The following is an 18,299-nucleotide window of genomic DNA, read 5'->3' as shown; positions in this document are numbered from 1 at the left end:
CGACAACCTCCCAGAAATCGCCCCATGAAACTCTCTCTCGGCCCGCTGCTGTACTACTGGCCCCGCGACACCGTGTTCGCCTTCTACGAGGCCATGGCCGCCACGCCCGTGGACGTGGTGTACCTGGGCGAGACGGTGTGTTCGCGCCGCCACGAGCTGCGCCTGGCCGACTGGCTGGCGCTGGCGCGCATGCTGCGGGACGCGGGCAAGCAGGCGGTGTTGTCCAGCCAGGTGCTCATCGAGTCCAGTGCCGACGTGGGGGTGATGCACAAGATCACGGGCAACGGCGAGTTTCTGGTCGAGGCCAACGACATGGGCGCGGTGAGCTGCCTTACGCGCGCGCAAGGCGGGCCGCAGGCTTTTGTGGCCGGGCCGCACCTGAACCTGTACAACGCGCACTCGCTGCAATGGATGGCCCAGCTGGGCGCCACGCGCTGGGTGATGCCGCTGGAGATGTCGCAGGACGCGCTCTCTGCCATGCTGGCGCAGCGGCGCGCCGGCATCGAGACCGAGGTGTTTGCCTATGGCCGCATGCCGCTGGCCTACTCGGCGCGCTGCTTCACTGCACGCCACCGCAACCTGCCCAAGGACGACTGCCAGTTCAGCTGCCTGCAACACGCCGACGGCCTGCCGCTGCGCACGCGCGAGAGCGAGGGCTTTCTGGTGCTCAACGGCACGCAGACCCAGTCGGCCCGCGTCTACAACCTTGCCAACGAACTGGCGGCCATGCAGGCCCGGGGCGTGGACGTGGTGCGCCTGAGCCCGCAAGCGCAGCACATGCCGCAGGTGATTGCTTCGTTTGACGAAGCCCGCCGTGCCGCAGCCGCCAAAGCCACTGCAGAAAACGCCCCCGACTTTGTGGAGCGCATGCAGCCCTTCATGCCCGATCTGCCCTGCAACGGCTACTGGTTCGGGCGCCCAGGGCTGGAGCAAGGGATGCAAGGCGCGGCGGGCGGTGCAGCCGCTCAGCCCTCCATGCACCCGTAACCATCAGGCAGATACACCATGTACCCCGGAGAACGTTTCAACAGCATCAGCCACCTGGTGGGCGCCTTGCTGGCCACGGCGGGCACGGCCGTGCTCATCACCTTGGCGGCGCGCCTGGGTGACCCGTGGAAGGTGGTGGCGTTCAGCATCTACGGCGCCATGCTGGTGGCGCTGTACGCCGCCTCTACCGCGTACCACAGCGTGCGCCGGCGCACCATCAAGGCCGTGCTGCAAAAGCTCGACCACTGCAGCATCTACCTGCTGATCGCGGGCAGCTACACGCCGTTTGCGCTGGTGTCGCTGCGCGGTGCCTGGGGCTGGTCGCTGCTGGGCGTGGTGTGGGGGCTCGCCCTGCTGGGCATTGCGCAGGAGATCTGGTGGGCGCGCGGCGCGCGTGTGCTGTCGCTGGTCATCTACGTGCTCATGGGCTGGCTGGCGCTGGTGGCCGTGGTGCCGCTGTGGCACGCGCTCACGCCGGCCGGGTTTGCCTGGCTGCTGGCGGGCGGGGCCTGCTACACGCTGGGCATCGTCTTCTATGCGCTGGACCACCGCGTGCGCCACGGCCATGGGCTGTGGCACCTGTTTGTGCTGGGCGGCAGCGTCTGCCACTTCTTCACCGTGTTTTTCTACGTGGCCTGAGGGCCCGTCTCTGACCTATGGCTGCTTTCCCTTCTTCATCCACACCTGCCGCGAACCCACGGGTGGTGCCGCCACCCGTGGGGGCCTTGCTCTCGCGCCTGCCCGCCTACCCCGGCTCGATGCTGCTGGTGACGGCGCTCAACCTCGCGCTTGCGCGGCACCTGCCAGCTGACGTTGGCCAGTTGCTGCTGCACAAGAAGATGCGCGTGCAGGTGCGCGATGCGCGCGTGGCGTTCGACTTTGCCTGGACGGGCCAACGTTTTGCCCCCCACGCCCCGCTGGTGCTGCCGCAGGTGGCCGACGTCACGCTGAGCGCCACGGCCCATGACTTTTTGCTGCTGGCCCAGCGCCAGCAAGACCCCGACACGCTGTTCTTCAGCCGTCGCCTGTCGATGGAGGGCGACACCGAGCTGGGCCTGGTGGTGAAGAACGCGCTCGATGCGATCGAGCTGCCCGTGCTGGACCCGCGCCAGTGGGTGCAGAGGTTGGCCCCGCGCGAGGTGCTGGGCCACCTGCGGCGCCGCCTGGACCCCACACCACGCCACTGAGGATGAGCATGGACACCGACACCGATCCCCAGAACCACCCCTTGGTTTATTCCTGCTCGGGCTGCTCCAGCGCCGCGCAGCTGGCCAACCACGTCGCGCTGCAGCTCGACCGGCGCGGCGTGGCCGAGATGTCGTGCATCGCCGGGGTGGGCGGCGATGTGCCGCACCTCATGAAAATCGTGCGCTCGGGCCGGCCCATCATCGCGCTCGACGGTTGTCCGCTGGTGTGTGTGAAGAGCACGCTCGCGCGCCACGGCATTGCGGCCGACCGGCACTATCAGCTGCAGCAATACGGTGTGAAAAAACGCGTGCGTGAAGACTTCGACCCCGTACAGGCCGCGCTGGTGCTGGAGCAGGTGGAGGCCGACCAGCGCGCGCAGCCCCTGGCCCGGCCCGTCGCCGTGGAGCCCTCGCATGGCTGATGTTGCCCACACCCGCCGCATCATCGTCGCCATCTCGGGCGCCAGCGGCGCCGTGTATGGCGCGCGCCTGCTGCAGGTGCTGCAGGGCCAGAGCGGCATCGAGACCCACCTGGTCGTCTCGGACGCAGGTTGGCGCAACCTGCAGCACGAGCTGGACATGGACCGCCCCGCCGTAGAGGCCCTGGCGCACCGCGTACACGACGTGGCCAACGTGGGCGCGGCCATTGCCAGCGGCTCGTTCCAGTGCCACGCCATGGTGGTCGCGCCCTGCTCCATGCGCACGCTGGCCGCCATTGCACATGGGCTGGCCGACAACCTGCTCACGCGCGCGGCCGATGTGGCGCTCAAGGAGCGCCGCCGCCTCGTGCTGATGGTGCGCGAGTCGCCCCTGCACCTCACGCACCTGCGCAACATGGTGGCCGTGACGGAGATGGGCGGCATCATCTGCCCCCCGCTGCCCGCCTTCTACCTGCGCCCGCAGACCGTGGGCGAGGTGGTGGACTACAGCGTGGCGCGGGTGCTCGACCTCATCGACGTGCCGCACAACCTGGCGCCGCGCTGGCAGGGTCTGGAGTTGGATGCTCCTTGATTCATAGCTGCTCGCGCTTATTGAATAAGCGCTAGAGCCTAATTTCATTCATATTCTGGACCCGACATGGCCTACCGCGACCTGCGCGACTTCATGGCCCAGCTCGAAGCCACGGGCGACCTGCGCCGCGTGGCCGAGCCTGTGTCTCCCCACCTGGAGATGACCGCGCTCAGCGACCGCGTGCTGCGCGCAGGCGGCCCGGCGCTGCTGTTCGAGCAGCCCACGGGCCACCACATGCCCGTGCTGACCAACCTGTTCGGCACCCCTGCCCGCGTGGCGCGCGCCATGGGCGTGCCCGACCTGCACGGCGTGCGCGCTCTGGGCGAATTGCTCGCCACGTTGAAAGAACCCGAGGCACCGAAAGGCTTCAAGGACATGCTGGGCATGGGCCAGCTGCTCAAGACCCTGTGGAACATGGCACCCCACACCGTGGCGCGCGGCGCCCCCTGCCAGCAAGAAGTGTGGGAAGGCCCCGACGTTGACCTGGCGCGCCTGCCCGTGCAGCACTGCTGGCCCGGCGACGTGGCCCCGCTCATCACCTGGGGCCTGAGCATCACGCGCGGCCCGCGCAAGGCGCGGCAGAACCTGGGCATCTACCGCCAGCAGGTGCTCTCGCGCAACCAGGTCATCGTGCGCTGGCTGGCGCACCGGGGCGGCGCGCTGGACTTTGCGGACCACTGCGCCGCTCACCCCGGCCAACCCTACCCCGTGGCCGTGGCGCTGGGGGCCGACCCCGCCACGCTGCTGGGCGCCGTCACGCCCGTGCCCGACAGCTTGAGCGAATACCAGTTCGCCGGCCTGCTGCGCGGCGCGCGCACCGAAGTCGCGCCCGCGCTCGGCGTGCCGCTGCAGGTGCCGGCCACCGCCGAGATCGTTCTCGAAGGCCATATCCAGCCCGATGCCAACCACAAAAGCGGCTGGCAGCACGCGCTGGAAGGGCCGTACGGTGACCACACCGGCTACTACAACGAATGCGCCGAGTTCCCCGTGCTCACCGTGGACCGCATCACGCTGCGCCGGGACGCGATCTACCACAGCACCTACACCGGCAAACCGCCGGATGAGCCCGCTGTGCTGGGCCTCGCGATGAACGAGCTGTTCATCCCGCTCTTGCAAAAGCAGTTCCCCGAGATCGTGGATTTCTACCTCCCACCCGAAGGCTGCAGCTATCGGTTAGCGGTGGTCAGCATCCGCAAGGCCTACGCGGGCCACGCGCGGCGCGTGATGATGGGCGTGTGGAGCCATCTGCGCCAGTTCATGTACACCAAGTTCATCGTGGTGGTGGATGCCGATGTGGACGTGCGGGACTGGAAAGAAGTGATCTGGGCCATCACCACCCGCATGGACCCGGCCCGCGACACCCTGCTGGTGGAGCACACCCCTATCGACTACCTGGACTTCGCCTCGCCCGTGAGCGGCCTGGGCAGCAAGATGGGCATGGACGCCACGAACAAGTGGCCGGGGGAGACGCAGCGGGAGTGGGGCCGGCCGATGCGGATGGATGAGGCGGTGGTGAAGCGGGTGGAGGCGCTGTTTGAGGGGCTGGGGTTGTGAAATCTTTGTCGCGATCCCGGAAATTTCCGGAGTTGTCGACCTGACTATGGGGAAGTGGCCGAATCTTGGCAGTTGCTTGACTTAGTAACTAAGCCCGTTCGACTCATCGGCCCTGAGTGCATTTCGTTTGCGCGAAGTGCGACTTAACTTCCAAATTGTGCCGCAAGCGGCGACCTACTGATGCGGATTGATTCCAGCTATCAGCTAGGCATTCTTTACGTTCTGGATCTCTTGGGCGGTGGCAGACGACTTGGCGGCCAAGTCCTGTGCGGCGTGAAGAATCTTCGCAGCGTCTTGTAGTGCGAGGTTCCCTGCGCGGTGTCCAGAGAGGAACTCTCGGAACTGTGAGAGCAATTCTTCTCGGAGATAGCGAAGGTACGGCTCTGTGCAGGTGTATGCGTTGTTGTCGTAAATCTTCAGGATGTCCGGAGGGGCCGACTTTTGCACCAGTTCACGCTCATTAAATCGCGACAACACACCCGCATGATCTATTCCGTGAATAGTCAGCAGTGACGCTTTCACAAGTCGGGCTGAAAGGAAGCTGTGATACGCCGCGTATAAAGCCCAAATTTGCTCAGAGAGAAACGGGCGCACGAGTTCCGTCTCGTTCTGCCGCTTCATAAAGTTCATGTGATCGGCGTTCTTCAACAGTTGCTCAAACGTTGATTGGGTCCCCGGATGCGACGCATTGTTTTTCAACCAGTCGTCGGGCAGGACTGAAACCATCATCGTTGCTGCAGATACCGTCTGCCAGCTCAGCACTGCTTCCCAGACCGCTTTTACTGCCGCGATCCGATGCTCCAGAAGAGCGCCCTCAACCTGTGCGTTTGCGGAGTTGCCGGCAAGTGCAAGATCTTTGAGTCTTTGAGACGCGCTATCCAAATCTGACTTGAGTTTCGTCAGCTCTCTCTCGGTTTCTATGCGAATGCTTGCTATGAGCCGCTCTTTAATCCAGGTTTGACTGAGCCAAAGACCTACTGCCACCAGCGTTGCAGAACCAATCGACGATAAAACCACTTCGAGCATGGCGCTGACTCCTGAATACTTAACGTGCTGCGTCCCGCGTAATCTGCGAGATGCATGAGAATGTGCTGAATATTTTGACTATCAGCTGCTCTTGTAAGTGACCCGCTGCGTGGCTCCTTTGGAGCCGACAGCGAAGCGTTCCAGTATAGAAACTCGCGAAACCCGGCAAGCGTTGGCTGCGCGATGCCATGTTGCACGCGCGCCATCTAGGGCGTAACTTCGTACAGCCGGTTTCGAATATCAAGCAAGTCCTTCACGGTGAGCGGTTGGTAGCTCACGATCACCTCGCCATCGGAGCCCCGCCAGAGTGGCCTCCCCTTCTCGGATTGCCTGGTTGAGTCACCCAGACGACAAGCCCGCCCCGCGTTGTTTGCGACGATGTGCCCGCCCCGGTATAGAGGGCTCTGCACCGGCACCCTATGGATGCCGCGATGCAGCAAGGCGCACATCCCTAGGAGACAACGGCAATGCAGCAGCACCAGCCCGGCAGCATGATGGACCGGCCTTTACTGGTTTCGGCCATTCTTGAGCATGGTGAGAACCAGTACGGCGATCAGCAGATCGTTTCGCGCGACACCGATGGGCGCCTGCACCGTTACCGCTTTGCCGACATGGCCCGGCGCGCCCGGCAGCTGGCCAACGCACTGCAGGCACTGGGCCTGCGCCCCGGCAGCGTGGTGGGGTCGCTGGCCTGGAACAACCACCGCCACCTGGAGGCGTACTACGCCGTGTCGGGCAGCGGCATGGTCATGCACACCTGCAACCCGCGCCTGCACCCCGAGCAGCTGGCCTACATCGTCAACCACGCCGACGACGAGGTGGTGCTGTTTGACACCACCTTTGCACCACTGGTGCGTGCCATTGCGGCGTCGTGCCCCCGCGTGCGGCACTGGGTGGCACTGTGTGATGCCGACACGCTGGGCACGATGGACCTGCAAGGGGTCAGCGGGGTCGAGGCATACGAGACGCTGGTGGCCCGCCAGAACGACCGCTTCATCTGGCCCCTGTGCGATGAGAAGGCTGGCGCGGCGCTGTGCTACACGTCGGGCACCACCGGCAACCCCAAGGGCGTGCTGTATTCGCACCGTGCGCTGGTGCTCAGCGCCCTGTCGGCCTGCATGCCGGGCGTGCTCAGCATCAGCGCGCGGGAGACCATCCTGCCCGTGGTGCCCATGTTCCACATCAACGCCTGGTGCCTGCCCTATGCGGCGCTGATTGGCGGGGCCAAGCTGGTGCTGCCTGGCCCGCGCCTGGATGCGGCCAGCCTGTACGAGCTGATGGAGACCGAACGCGTCACCGTGAGCGCCGGCGTGCCCACGATCTGGATGGGCCTGATCCAGCATGTGGAGCAGCACGGGCTGCGCTTTACCACCATGCGGCGCACAGGCGTGGGCGGTTCGGCCATGCCCAAGGCGCTGATCGCAAAGTTCAACGACATGTACGACGTGGAGGTGCGCCACGGCTGGGGCATGACCGAGACCACGGCCATTGCCACCATGAGCGTGTTGGGCGCGGCCGATGCCGAGCTGCCGCCCGAGGACCGCCATGCGCTGGTGGCCAAGCAGGGCAAGTCGGTGTTCGGCATCGAGCTCAAGCTGGTGGATGAAAACGGCGCCAGCCTGCCGCGCGACGGCGTGGCGCAGGGCGAGCTGATGGTGCGCGGCCAGTGGATCGTGGACCGGTACCACAAGGCCGAGCGCTCGGCGCTGGTGGACGGCTGGTTCCCCACGGGCGACATCGCCACCATCAATCCGCAGGGCGTGGTGCAGATCCGCGACCGCACCAAGGACGTGATCAAGTCGGGCGGCGAGTGGGTCAGCTCCATCGACCTGGAGAACGCTGCCGTGGCCCACCCAGCGGTGGCCATGGCCGCTGTCATCGGCGTCAAGCACCCCAAGTGGGACGAACGCCCGCTGCTCTTCATCGTGCGCAAGCCCGGGCAGGCGCTGGACAAGGCGCAGATCCTGGACTTCCTGGCAGAGCGCGTGGCCAAGTGGTGGCTGCCCGACGACGTGCTGTTTGTGGACAGCCTGCCGCTGGGCGGCACCGGCAAGGTTCAGAAGAACGAGCTGCGGCAGCGCCATGGCGCGGTGTTCGGCGGCGAATGACACCGCCGCGCGCTGACGGTTTTCGGTTTTGGCTTTCCTTTCGTTCCCACTCACCCACCCCACGGAGACACACATGAACATGGTTCCCAGGAAATGGCCCCGCCATTGGTTGAAGGTCGGCACATGCGCCGCAGCGCTGGTGATGTCGGCGCACGCCGGGGCGGCCGAGACGGTGAAGATCGGCTTCATCGACCTGCTGTCCGGCCCGTTTGCGCTCACCGGCCAAAGCTCGCTGAACCAACTGCGCGAGGTGGTGGCCCAGGTCAACGCCAAGGCCGGGCCCAACGAGCCCAAGTTCGAGGTGATGGACTTTGACAACAAGGGCACGCCGCAGGAGAGCCTGAATGCGCTCAAGGCCGCCACCGACCGGGGCGTGCGCTACATCACCCAGGGCGGCGGCTCGGGCGTGGCACTGGCGTTGGTGGATGCGCTCAACAAGCTCGCCGAGCGCGACCCCGAGCGCGCGACCGTGTACCTGAACTACGCCGCCATGGACCCGCAGCTCACCAACGACCGCTGCAGCTTCTGGCACTTCCGCTTCTATCCGTCGAGCGAGATGAAGATGGAGGCGCTGACCACCTACCTGCAGGGCCGCAAGGACGTGAAGCGCGTGTACCTGCTCAACCAGGACTACACCCACGGCCGCCAGGTCTCCAAGGCCGCCAAGGAATACCTGGCCCGCAAGCGGCCCGACATCGAGATCGTGGGCGACGACTTCATCCCCATCGCGCAGACGCGCGACTTCGCCTCGTACGTCGCCAAGATTGCCGCGACCAAGGCCGACACCGTCATCACCTCCAACTGGGGCAGCGACCTCACGCTGCTGTTCAAGTCCTCGCGCGACTACGGCCTGAACATCAACTACTTCACGCTCAACGCCAACAACCCCGGCACGCCCGCGCAGATCGGGCCGTGGGGCGAAGGCAAGGTCGGGGTGATCTGGAACTGGGTGCACAACGCGCCCACCCCCGAGCTGGAAAAGATCTACGTGGACTACAAGAAGAAGACGGGCGACGACTTTGTGTTTGCCGCGCACTGGAACAGCGTGCACATGCTGCGTGAGGCCATGCGCAAGGCCCAGTCCACCGATGCGAAGAAGGTCGCCTTTGCGCTGGAAAACATGACCTACAAGAGCCCAATGGGCGAGGTGCGCATGCGCAAGACCGACCACCAGCTCGAAGCGCCGCTGTACCTGGGCATCTGGGCCAAGCAGGGCAGCAAGGGCGTGAAGTACGACGCGGAGAAGACCGGCTACGGCTTCCGCTCTGAAGTGGCGTGGGACAACTACATCAGCGCCCAGCCCACGTCGTGCCAGATGAAGCGGCCGTCCTGAGCGCCCCCGCCGCGCCGCTCCGGCGGTGCGGGCTTCAACCCAGCCAGCCCTTGGGCACCTTGTCGGCCTTTTTCTCCACTGGGTTGGCGGTGAGTTTTTCTGCCGCGTACTGGCGCATGAACTCCTTGGCCTTGTCGGGCCGGGCCGTAAGCCAGGCGTCGTAGGCGCCTTCGTTCAGGATGGCGGGCATGCTCTTTTCGCTGCCGGGCTGGCCGTAGCGGTGCAGCAGGGCGTGGTTGTTGGCGTTCACCGTGAGCAGGCAGTAGCTGATGATGACCTCGCCTGAATCGGCCTCTGCGCCCTGCCAGCGCGCCCACAGGCCCGCCGCGCCCATGGGTTTGCCGTCCACGCGCGCCACGCGGGTGGGCACGGCCTTGCCGCTGCGCAGGTCGTCTTCATAGAACGCCACCATCGGCACGATGCAGCGCTGGCCGTTCAGCCAGGCATCGCGAAACGCGGTGCCGGTGGAGGCCAGGTCGGACTTGGCGTTGACCAGCTTGGGCGCGCGCAGCTTGGCGTCGGATGCCGACTTGACCCAGTGCGGCACCAGGCCCCATTGCGCGGGCACCAGCACCCGGGTGGAGGCGGCGTCGCTCGGGGTGTCTGAAGCCGTCGTGGGGGCAGCCTCTTCAACCGCACTGACTGTGCTGGCCGACCCTTGGACCAGGGCGGTGGCCGTCGCTGCATGCACGATGAAAAAGCCCGGCTTGCGGGGCCACAGGTGGCGTTCACCCAGCGCCGCAGGGGGCTCGACTGCAAACGCCTCGCGGTAGGTGTCGGCGTGCTGCAGGGTTTCGTAGTGGGTACTCATGGAGCCATGGTACCTGCGTGGTGACGGGTGTCAGGCCATGTTTGAAGCAAAACGGGTTGGTAGCGCTAGTGCAATATGCCTGACTGGCTATCAATAGCGTAGCAGATGGGATACCGTCACCGAAGGCACCCGGGCAGGTCGTGATGTGCGTCAAGCCCGTTGTCGCCTGCGTTGTGACGTGTGCTGGCGCTGTTTTCACAATGGCCGCATGGACTTCGCACTCTCCCCCCTGGCCCTTGAACTGCGTGATCGCCTGTTGGCTTTCATGGACCGCTATCTGCTGCCCTACAACGCCGCCTGGCACGCGGCCGTGGCGGCGGGCGACTACCCGCCGCCGTTTGTCGAAGACCTCAAGGCGCTGGCGCGTGAGGAGGGTTTGTGGAACCTGTTCCTGCCCACGCTGCGGGATGATGAGCCTGGCACGCGCCTGTCCAACCTGGACTACGCGCCGCTGGCCGAGGCCATGGGCCGCCTGCCCTGGGCGGCCGAGGTGTTCAACTGCCATGCGCCAGACACCGGCAACATCGAGCTGCTGCATCGCTTTGCCACGCCCGCCCAGCGCACCCGCTGGGTGGTGCCGTTGCTGAACGGCCAGATGCGATCGGCCTTTGCGATGAGCGAGCCCGATGTGGCCTCGTCCGACCCCACCAACCTGCAAACCACGGTGCGGCGCGAGGGCGATGACCTGGTGCTCAGCGGCCGCAAGTGGTTCATCACCGGCGCGGCGCATCCGCACTGCCAACTGCTCATCGTGCTGTGCCGCAATGCGGATGCCGATGGTGCAGACAGCCACCACCGCCACAGCATGGTGCTGGTGCCCGTGGATACGCCGGGTGTGCAGATCGTGCGCAACATCCCCGTGCTGCACCACCATGCGCCCGAGGGCCATTGCGAGATCCTGCTGCAGGGCGTGCGTGTGCCTGCGGACCACCTGCTGGGCGACTGGGGCGCCGGCTTTGCGATGGCGCAGGCGCGCCTGGGGCCCGGCCGCGTGCACCACTGCATGCGCACCATCGGCCAGTGCGAGCTGGCGCTTTCCCTGGCCACCGAACGCGCGCTGGAGCGCACGGCGTTCGGCAAGCCGCTGGCCGAGCAGGCCAATGTGCAGGAATGGCTGGCCGAGTCGCGCATCGAGATCGACCAGGCGCGCCTGCTGGTGCTGCACGCTGCGTGGCTGCTGGACCAAGGCGATGCGGCGGACGCGCGCGCCGTGCGTGCCCAGGTCGCCGCCATCAAGGTGGTGGCCGCGCGCCTGCAGCAGCGCGTGGTGGACCGCGCCATGCAGGTCTTTGGCGCCATGGGCATGTCGCCCGACACGCCGCTGGCCGCTTTCTGGACTTGGGGCCGCGCGCTGCGGCTGATGGACGGACCCGACGAGGTGCACCTGCGCACCGTGGCGCGGCATGAGCTGGCGCAGGCGCGCGCGGGGCTGGGGGCATCGGCAGCCTACTTCACCACCCCCGAGCAGCTGCGCGCGCCGCCGCACCTGAGCGCCTGAGGACGGAGACCCACGGAGACCGCGTGCCCGTGCGCGCGGGCCGCAGCCGCTACCTCCCACAGTCCGCCTTCCACGGGGTACTTGGCAGCAACGGCCGGTGTGTCGATACTGTCGGCTCCGCCGCTGGCACCGAGGCCTGACCACCATGCACACCCCCATCCCCCGCGCTCTCGCCGTTGTCCTCTCCGCCACCGTGCTTGGCCCCGGGCTCTGGGCCACGGCCTATGCCCAGACGCAGAAGCTGCGGCCCGGCCTGTGGGAGAACAGCGTGACCATGAAGAGCCAGAGCGGCCAGCTGGAGGCCGCGATGGCGCAGATGCAGAAGTCCATGGCCAGCCTGACGCCTGCGCAGCGCAAGCAGATGGAGCAGGCCATGGCCCAACAGGGCGTGAGCATGGGCCCCAGCGGCAATACCGTGAAGGTCTGCATCAGCCCCGAGCAGGCCGACCTGGACCGCATTCCGGCGCAGGAAGGCTGCACACAGAACGTGCAACGCACGGGCCCCAATGCGGTGGCCATGACGTTCAGCTGCAAGGGCACCCAAGGCCAGCCGCCCACCACGGGCGAGGGCACGATGACCTTCCAGGGGCCCACGGCCTACACGGGCAATTTCAAGGTCAAGACCACGTCCAACGGCAAGCCCGAGCAGATCGACATGGTGCAGAACGGCAAGTGGCTGGCCGCGGACTGCGGCGCGATCAAGCCCGTGCGCTAGTCCCAGAGGCCACGGGGCGGTGGGTGGCTGGCGCCACCACCACGCGGTTGCGGCCCAGGGCCTTGGCGTGGTACAGCGCCTGGTCGGCGCGTTCCAGCGTGTGCTCCACCGTGTCGCCCGGCAGGTGCTGGGCCAGGCCGATGGACACGGTGAGCTGCAGCGAGCCTGCACTGTGGGCAATCTCCAGCGCCTGCACGGCCTGGCGGATGCGTTCGAGCAGCTCGCGCGCGTGGTCTGTCGAGGTGTCGGTGAGCATCAGCACAAACTCCTCGCCTCCCCAGCGGGCCAGCACGTCGGTGTCGCGCACGCTGGCGCGCACCGTGCCCGCAAAGGCCTGCAGCGCGCGGTCTCCGGCAGCGTGGCCGTGCTGGTCGTTGATGGGCTTGAAGTGGTCGATGTCCAACTGCGCCAGCAGCATCGGGCGGCCACTGCGCAGGCTGCGGCGGTGCTCCAGCGCCATCAGGTCGAGCATGGCGCGGCGGTTGATGAGGCCCGTCAGCTCGTCGCGGGTGGCCAGTTCGCGGTTGACTTCAAGCGCCTGGGCCAGTGCCTCGCGCTGCTGCTGCAGCTTGGCGCGGATGCGCTGGATGCGCAGGTTCAGCGCAATGCAGCCGCTGAGCACGATGAGCACCATCAGCGCGTAGGCTGTGTCCAGGTAGCCCGAGGCATTGGCATTGAAGCGGGAGCTGACGCCGATGGCGCTGGCAAAGGCCAGCAGCGCATACACGCCGATGCCGATCACCTCAGCCACCGTGAGGCCGAAGGTGCCGAAGAACAGGATCATCGCCAGCACGCTGGGCACCAGCCCGCGCGCATCGCCCGCCAGCACATAGGCCACCGCACCGCTGGTGATGGTCCAGACCATTTGGGGGATGGTGAGCGAGGGATCGCGCAGGCGGGCGGTTTCGCCCGAGCGGATAAAGGCCGTCATGACCACCAGGCCGCCCACTGACAGGGCGGCCCACCATTGCACGGCGGTCTGGTCCACGGAGGTGCTGGAATGCGCCACCAGCAGCATCACGCCGGCGCTGCCTGCCATCAGCGTGAGCGCCAGCAAGGCCATGCCCACCAGCGTGCGCCGCCGGGGGTCGGTGGAGAGGATCACATCCTTGAGGCGCTGCCAGCGGACGGGTGGGCGCAAGGTGGGGGGCTCCGGCCAGGAGGGAGGGCCGCGCGGTGCGCGGGCGGGGTGGCCAGTACCCGTGGGATGCGGTGTTACCGGCCAGTCGGCGATTTTACGGTGAGGTAATGCCGGGCGTATAGCCCCAGGGCTCCTCTGCACGAGTCGAGCGGTAAGTGGGCACTGCGGATCGGGATGGGCTGCAAGGCGCAAAACGCAGCAATAGCCGTAGCTATTGCGAGTATTTGCAACGCCGCAGACCGCCCGAGGCCGCAGATGCACACGGCGCGGTGATTCGTGCAGAGGAGCCCTAGGCCTTCGCCATGCCTTGACCGGGCCTTGTCCGGATGTGCAGCTTGCGTGGTGAGTCTGCTCTGCGGCGCGGGGTGCCGCGCTACAGCGTGAGCGCTGCCAGGGCGGCCAGCGGGGCTGTTTCGGCACGCAGCACGCGGGGGCCCAGCGTGACCGGAGCAAAGCCGTGTTGCACCGCCAGGTCTTCTTCCGCAGGGCTCAGGCCACCCTCGGGGCCGGAGAGGAACAGCACGGGGCGTTGCCCAGCCTCGCTGCCCGTGGCGTCGCTCAGCGGCACGGTACCGGGTCGCAGCGACAGCAGCAGGCGCTGGGGACGGTCCTGGTTCTCCGGAGAGGACGACCCCTGCCCTGGTGAACGCAGCCAGCCCGCCAGGTCGATGGCGGGGTGCACCACGGGCACACGGTTGCGGCCGCATTGTTCGCAGGCGGCCACGGCCACGGCCTGCCAGTGGGCGATCTTCTTGTCGGCGCGCTCACCCTTGAGCTTGAGCACGCTGCGCTCGGCCACCAGCGGTGTGATGCTGGCCACGCCCAGTTCGGTGGCTTTTTCGACCAGCCAGTCCATGCGCTCGTTGGCGGTGATGCCGGCCAGCAGGTGCACGGCGCGGGGCGCCTCGCGCTCGATGGCATGGTGTGCCCCCACGAGCACGCGCACATCGCTGCGGCCCATCTTGACGACGGTGGCATCGAACTCGCCGCCGGGGTCGCCCGCGCCCTGGCCGCCGTGGAACAGGGTGATGCCGTCACCGGGCTGCAGGCGCAGCACCTGCACATGGCGTGCGGCGCCCGGGGGGAGGTCCAGCTCGGCGCCGGTGGCCAGGGGAGCCGGGCAATGGAAACGGGGCATTTGCTATCTTTGTAATAGCTGCTAGCGCATGATTTGTCTGCGCTTGAGCCGGTTTTTGCTTGATTCTTTGGGGCGTGCCGTGGATGCAGAGGGCTGTGGCTACATGCGGCCGTACGCAAACCCCACCACGGGCTCGGTGCCTTCGATCTGGTCCAGCATCTTGAGCAGCGGCCCCAGCTGGCGGTAGCGGTTGGCGGTGGCGCGGATGTAGGCGATGAAGCGGGGCGCATCGGCCAGGTACTTGGGCTTGCCGTCGCGCAGCGTCAGGCGCGCAAAAATGCCCGCGACCTTGAGGTGCCGCTGCAGGCCCATCCACTCCACCGCGCGGTAGAACTCGCCAAAGTCATCGCCCCAGCCGCTGGCGCTGTTGGCGCCCAGCAATCCGGCCTTGCGCGCCTTCTCCCAGTAACGCACGGTAATGTCGATGACGAATTCTTCTTCCCAGCTGATGAACGCGTCGCGCAGCAGGCTGGCGATGTCGTAAGTGATGGGGCCGTAGACCGCGTCCTGGAAGTCCAGCACGCCCAGGGGTGCACCTGCTTCCACCGGCGCCATCAGATTGCGGGTCATGAAGTCGCGGTGCACATAGACCTGCGGGGCTGCCAGGTTGTGCGCCACGATGGCATCAAAGGCGCTGCCCAAGGTCGCCTGCTGTTTGTCGTCCAGGGCGATGGCGCGGTGCTTGGCCAGGTACCAGTCGGGGAACAGCGCCAGCTCGCGGCGCAGCAGCGGCTCGTCGTAGGCGGGCAGCACGCCGGGGGTGGAAGCTTTTTGCCACTGCAGCAGCACATCGGTGGCCTGCTGGTACCAGGCGTAGGCGTCCAGGGGTTTTTCGGGGTTCAGCCGCTCGATCACGGTCTGGTGGCCCAGGTCGGACAGCAGCATGAAACCTGTGGGCTCATCAAAAGCCAGGATCTGCGGCACGTTCAGCCCGGCGGCGGCCATCAGGCCCTGCACTTGCACAAAGGGCTTGCAGTTCTCCTTGTCGGGCGGTGCATCCATCACGATGCGGCTGGCGCCTGTGGCCGTGTCAATGCGCAGATAGCGGCGGAAGCTGGCATCGGCCGACGCGGGGCGCAGCGTGGCGGGCAGCAACTGGTGCGGTCCCACCAAGGGGGCCAGCCAGGCGTCAAAGGCCGCACGGCGGGCGGCATCAGGCCAGCTGACGGGGGTGGAGGCGGCGGGCGCAGCAGGTGCGGCCACGGTGGCGCCCAGGGGCTGGCCAGCGGGCGATGGGGGGATGGGGTGGCTCATGGATAATCCGATTTTACAAACCGGTCGTGGCTGGCGCCGTGCGCGCTGGCCAGGGCCGGTCCCTTTGTCCGCTACCGCTCCATCACCCCACGTGCCACGCTGCCAGCCACCCACCGTGCAGAACTTCACCTCCCTTCGCGCCCGGCCCGCCACGGCGAAGTCTGCACGGCTGCGGCCCCCCGTGCCTCGTGTACTGGCTGTGGGCGTTGCGCTGGCCTGGTGTGGCCTGCCGCTGGCGGCCCTGGCCCAGGACGCCGCCGCGCCCAGCGCCTGGGATGCGCCTCCGGCGCTGCGGTCCTCCCCGCTGCTGCAGGAAAAGATTCCCGACGCCGTACGCTCGCAATTGCCCGTGTTTGTGAAGGGCGATCACATCAGCGGCCAGACCGACCTGAATGCACTGATTGAAGGCAATGCAGAACTGCGCCGGGGCGACACGGTCATCCGTGCGGACCGGCTGGACTACAACGTGCCCGAAGACCTGGCCAAAGCCAACGGCAAGGTGCGCATCAACCGCGCCGGCAACGTCTACGAAGGCACGGCGCTGGAACTGCGGGTGGAGGCCTTCGAGGGCTTCTTCAGCGATGCACGCTACCGCTTCCTGGCCACGCAGGCGCACGGAGACGCGACGCGGGTGGACTTTGTGGACCGCTACCGCGCCGTAGTGCACAACGGCACCTACACCACTTGCGAGCGTGGCAACGAAGAGAGCTGGCAGCCCGACTGGGTGCTGCGCGCCGCCACCATCCGCATCGACAACGAGGAAGAGGTGGGCACGGCCGAAGATGCGGTGCTGGAGTTCAAGGGCATCTCGGTGCTGCCCATTCCGTACATCACCTTCCCATTGTCGGAAAAGCGCAAGTCCGGCCTGCTGCCACCCACCATCGGGCTCGACAGCCGCGATGGCGTGACCTACATGCAGCCGTACTACTGGAACATCGCCCCCAACCGCGATGCGACCTTGCGAGCCGCGCTCATGACCAAGCGGGGTGCCAATGTGGGTGGCGAGTTCCGGTATCTGGAGCCGACCTACAAGGGCCAGATCAGCGCCGATGTGATGCCCACCGACCGCCTGCGCGACCGGGTGCGCTGGAGCTTCAGCGGCAAGCACGAGGGCGCGTTCGATACGGCCATTGGCGGGCTGGGGCTGAACCTCAACCTCAACCGCGTGAGTGACGATAACTACTGGCGCGACTTCAGCCGCGCCACCGAGCAGCTGCGCCAGCGCTTGCTGCCCAACGATGCCATCCTGTCCTGGGGGCGCAACGACATGTCGGCCACGGTGCGCACCCTCAAATGGCAGACGCTGCAGGACGTCACCTCACCCATCGTGCCGCCGTATGACCGCATGCCGCAGGTGCAATGGCGCTACAACCCATCGCAGCTGGGCGGTGGATTCGATGCCAGCGTCGAGCTGGACACCACGCGCTTCGAAGCGGCCCGCGCGCTCACCGGTCAGCCCAACGCCGACCGCAGCTACGCCATGGCGCAGATCAGCCGCCCCTTCCTGTCGCCGGGCGGCTTCATCACCCCGCGCCTGCAGCTCCATGCCACGCAGTACCAGTTTGATTCGGCCCTCTCCAACGGCCAGCGCTCGGCCAGCCGCACACTGCCCACCTTCAGCCTGGACAGCGGCCTGGTGTTCGAGCGCGACACCGCCTACTTCGGCCGGGCCTTCCTGCAGACGCTGGAGCCCCGGGCGTTCTACACCTACACGCCCTACCGCGACCAGAGCATGCTGCCGGTGTACGACACTGCGGCCAATGACTTCAACTTTGCGACCATCTACACCGAGAACGCGTTTGGCGGCAACGACCGGCTGGCCGACAACAACCTGCTGACCCTGGGCGTGACCACACGCCTGCTGGACCCCGATACCGGTGCCCAGGCAGCGCGCTTCGGCATTGCGCAGCGGGTGCGGTTCTCGGACCAGAAGGTGACCTTGCCAGGCGGCACGCCGGTGAGCGAGCGCTTGTCGGACCTGCTGCTGGGCGCGGGCATCAACTGGACACCGCAGTGGGGCTTTGACTCCACCGTGCAGTACAACCCCAAGACTGGGCAGTCCATCCGCTCCACCATCGGCGCGCGCTACAGCCCCAGCAACTACCGCACTGTGAGCGCGGCCTACCGGCTGCAGCGTGGCACCAGCGAGCAGATCGACATCGGCTGGCAGTGGCCGCTGAACGACCTGTGGGGCGACAAGGGCAAGGACCTGGGCCCCGGCCGTGGCCAGGGCGGCGGGCGCTGGTACAGCGTGGGCCGCCTGAACTACAGCATGAAGGACCGCAAGCTGGTGGACACCGTGGTGGGCTTCGAGTACGACAGCTGCTGCTGGATCGGCCGCGTGGTGCTGGAGCGCCTGCAAAGCAGCGTGACCAGCTCCAACACGCGCCTGCTGTTCCAGATCGAATTCGTGGGCTTCTCCCGCCTGAGCCTGGGTTCCAGCCCGCTCGACTCCTTCAAGCAAAATGTGCCGCGTTACCAGAACCTGCGCGAGCAGGTCTCCACGCCCAGCCGCTTCAGCAACTACGACTAGACC

16 protein-coding genes are annotated in these 18,299 nt (G+C 66.8%); 11 read left to right on the top strand and 5 right to left on the bottom strand.

Annotated features, from left to right (window positions below; all coding sequences use genetic code 11):
* Positions 1 to 24: 24 nt before the first annotated feature.
* The 6 genes from ACOYR4_RS23075 (at position 25) to ubiD (ending at position 4,739) form a co-directional block, all read left to right on the top strand.
* Positions 25 to 987, top strand: a complete 963-nt coding sequence (locus tag ACOYR4_RS23075) for a U32 family peptidase (RefSeq protein WP_422848211.1) — start codon at positions 25 to 27, stop codon at positions 985 to 987.
* An 18-nt stretch (positions 988 to 1,005) separates the two neighbouring features.
* A complete protein-coding gene (gene trhA / locus ACOYR4_RS23070) occupies positions 1,006 to 1,626 on the top strand; it encodes a PAQR family membrane homeostasis protein TrhA (protein ID WP_422848210.1) in 621 nt (206 codons plus the stop codon).
* Positions 1,627 to 1,643: 17 nt separating this feature from the next.
* Positions 1,644 to 2,174 carry a ubiquinone anaerobic biosynthesis accessory factor UbiT gene (ubiT, locus tag ACOYR4_RS23065; protein ID WP_422848209.1) on the top strand — a complete coding sequence of 177 codons (531 nt, stop codon included), beginning with the start codon at positions 1,644 to 1,646 and terminating at the stop codon, positions 2,172 to 2,174.
* An 8-nt stretch (positions 2,175 to 2,182) separates the two neighbouring features.
* Positions 2,183 to 2,596 carry a putative zinc-binding protein gene (locus ACOYR4_RS23060; protein ID WP_422848208.1) on the top strand — a complete coding sequence of 138 codons (414 nt, stop codon included), beginning with the start codon at positions 2,183 to 2,185 and terminating at the stop codon, positions 2,594 to 2,596.
* Positions 2,589 to 3,185, top strand: coding sequence for a UbiX family flavin prenyltransferase (locus tag ACOYR4_RS23055; RefSeq protein WP_422848207.1), 597 nt, complete (start codon positions 2,589 to 2,591; stop codon positions 3,183 to 3,185). Before ACOYR4_RS23060 ends, ACOYR4_RS23055 begins: the two co-directional genes overlap by 8 nt.
* Positions 3,186 to 3,251: 66 nt before the next feature.
* Positions 3,252 to 4,739: a 4-hydroxy-3-polyprenylbenzoate decarboxylase gene (ubiD, locus tag ACOYR4_RS23050; protein WP_422848206.1), complete on the top strand. Its 1,488-nt coding sequence runs from the start codon at positions 3,252 to 3,254 to the stop codon at positions 4,737 to 4,739.
* Between the two features lie 204 nt (positions 4,740 to 4,943).
* Here the strand turns inward: ubiD and ACOYR4_RS23045 are convergent, their stop codons facing one another.
* Positions 4,944 to 5,765, bottom strand: coding sequence for a hypothetical protein (locus tag ACOYR4_RS23045; RefSeq protein ID WP_422848205.1), 822 nt, complete (start codon positions 5,763 to 5,765; stop codon positions 4,944 to 4,946).
* A 467-nt stretch (positions 5,766 to 6,232) separates the two neighbouring features.
* Here ACOYR4_RS23045 and ACOYR4_RS23040 point away from each other — a divergent pair, with 467 nt between their 5' ends.
* Both ACOYR4_RS23040 and ACOYR4_RS23035 read left to right on the top strand, forming a co-directional pair.
* Positions 6,233 to 7,873, top strand: coding sequence for a long-chain-fatty-acid--CoA ligase (locus tag ACOYR4_RS23040; RefSeq protein ID WP_422848204.1), 1,641 nt, complete (start codon positions 6,233 to 6,235; stop codon positions 7,871 to 7,873).
* Positions 7,874 to 7,946: 73 nt separating this feature from the next.
* Complete coding sequence (locus ACOYR4_RS23035) at positions 7,947 to 9,206, top strand: branched-chain amino acid ABC transporter substrate-binding protein (RefSeq protein WP_422848203.1); 1,260 nt, start codon at positions 7,947 to 7,949, stop codon at positions 9,204 to 9,206.
* 34 nt (positions 9,207 to 9,240) lie between these two features.
* Here the strand turns inward: ACOYR4_RS23035 and ACOYR4_RS23030 are convergent, their stop codons facing one another.
* Entirely contained in the window at positions 9,241 to 10,017 is a 777-nt protein-coding gene (locus ACOYR4_RS23030; RefSeq protein ID WP_422848202.1) for an SOS response-associated peptidase, read from the bottom strand.
* Between the two features lie 208 nt (positions 10,018 to 10,225).
* Between ACOYR4_RS23030 and ACOYR4_RS23025 the strand changes: the two genes are divergently transcribed.
* Positions 10,226 to 11,515, top strand: coding sequence for an acyl-CoA dehydrogenase family protein (locus ACOYR4_RS23025; protein WP_422848201.1), 1,290 nt, complete (start codon positions 10,226 to 10,228; stop codon positions 11,513 to 11,515).
* Between the two features lie 145 nt (positions 11,516 to 11,660).
* Positions 11,661 to 12,230 carry a DUF3617 domain-containing protein gene (locus ACOYR4_RS23020; protein WP_422848200.1) on the top strand — a complete coding sequence of 190 codons (570 nt, stop codon included), beginning with the start codon at positions 11,661 to 11,663 and terminating at the stop codon, positions 12,228 to 12,230.
* Here the strand turns inward: ACOYR4_RS23020 and ACOYR4_RS23015 are convergent.
* The 3 genes from ACOYR4_RS23015 to ACOYR4_RS23005 all read right to left on the bottom strand — a co-directional run bounded on the left by ACOYR4_RS23015 (position 12,214) and on the right by ACOYR4_RS23005 (position 15,763).
* Entirely contained in the window at positions 12,214 to 13,371 is a 1,158-nt protein-coding gene (locus ACOYR4_RS23015) for a GGDEF domain-containing protein (protein WP_422848199.1), read from the bottom strand. The two genes, ACOYR4_RS23020 and ACOYR4_RS23015, sit on opposite strands and share 17 nt — an antisense overlap.
* A 373-nt stretch (positions 13,372 to 13,744) precedes the next feature.
* A complete protein-coding gene (locus tag ACOYR4_RS23010; RefSeq protein ID WP_422848198.1) occupies positions 13,745 to 14,509 on the bottom strand; it encodes a 16S rRNA (uracil(1498)-N(3))-methyltransferase in 765 nt (254 codons plus the stop codon).
* Between the two features lie 99 nt (positions 14,510 to 14,608).
* The gene (locus tag ACOYR4_RS23005; protein ID WP_422848197.1) at positions 14,609 to 15,763 is read right to left on the bottom strand and encodes an aminoglycoside phosphotransferase family protein; all 1,155 of its coding nucleotides are present in this window, start codon (positions 15,761 to 15,763) and stop codon (positions 14,609 to 14,611) included.
* 115 nt (positions 15,764 to 15,878) lie between these two features.
* On the opposite strand from ACOYR4_RS23005, the gene ACOYR4_RS23000 reads away from it, so the two are divergent.
* Complete coding sequence (locus tag ACOYR4_RS23000; protein ID WP_422848196.1) at positions 15,879 to 18,296, top strand: LPS-assembly protein LptD; 2,418 nt, start codon at positions 15,879 to 15,881, stop codon at positions 18,294 to 18,296.
* The last annotated feature ends 3 nt before the right edge of the window (positions 18,297 to 18,299 follow it).

This window comes from Acidovorax sp. M14, from assembly GCF_049331375.1.
In the GTDB taxonomy this organism is placed as follows: Bacteria; Pseudomonadota; Gammaproteobacteria; order Burkholderiales; family Burkholderiaceae_C; genus Acidovorax.
Note: the sequence above shows the minus strand (reverse complement) of the source record. Positions and strands in the feature narration are given on the sequence as shown.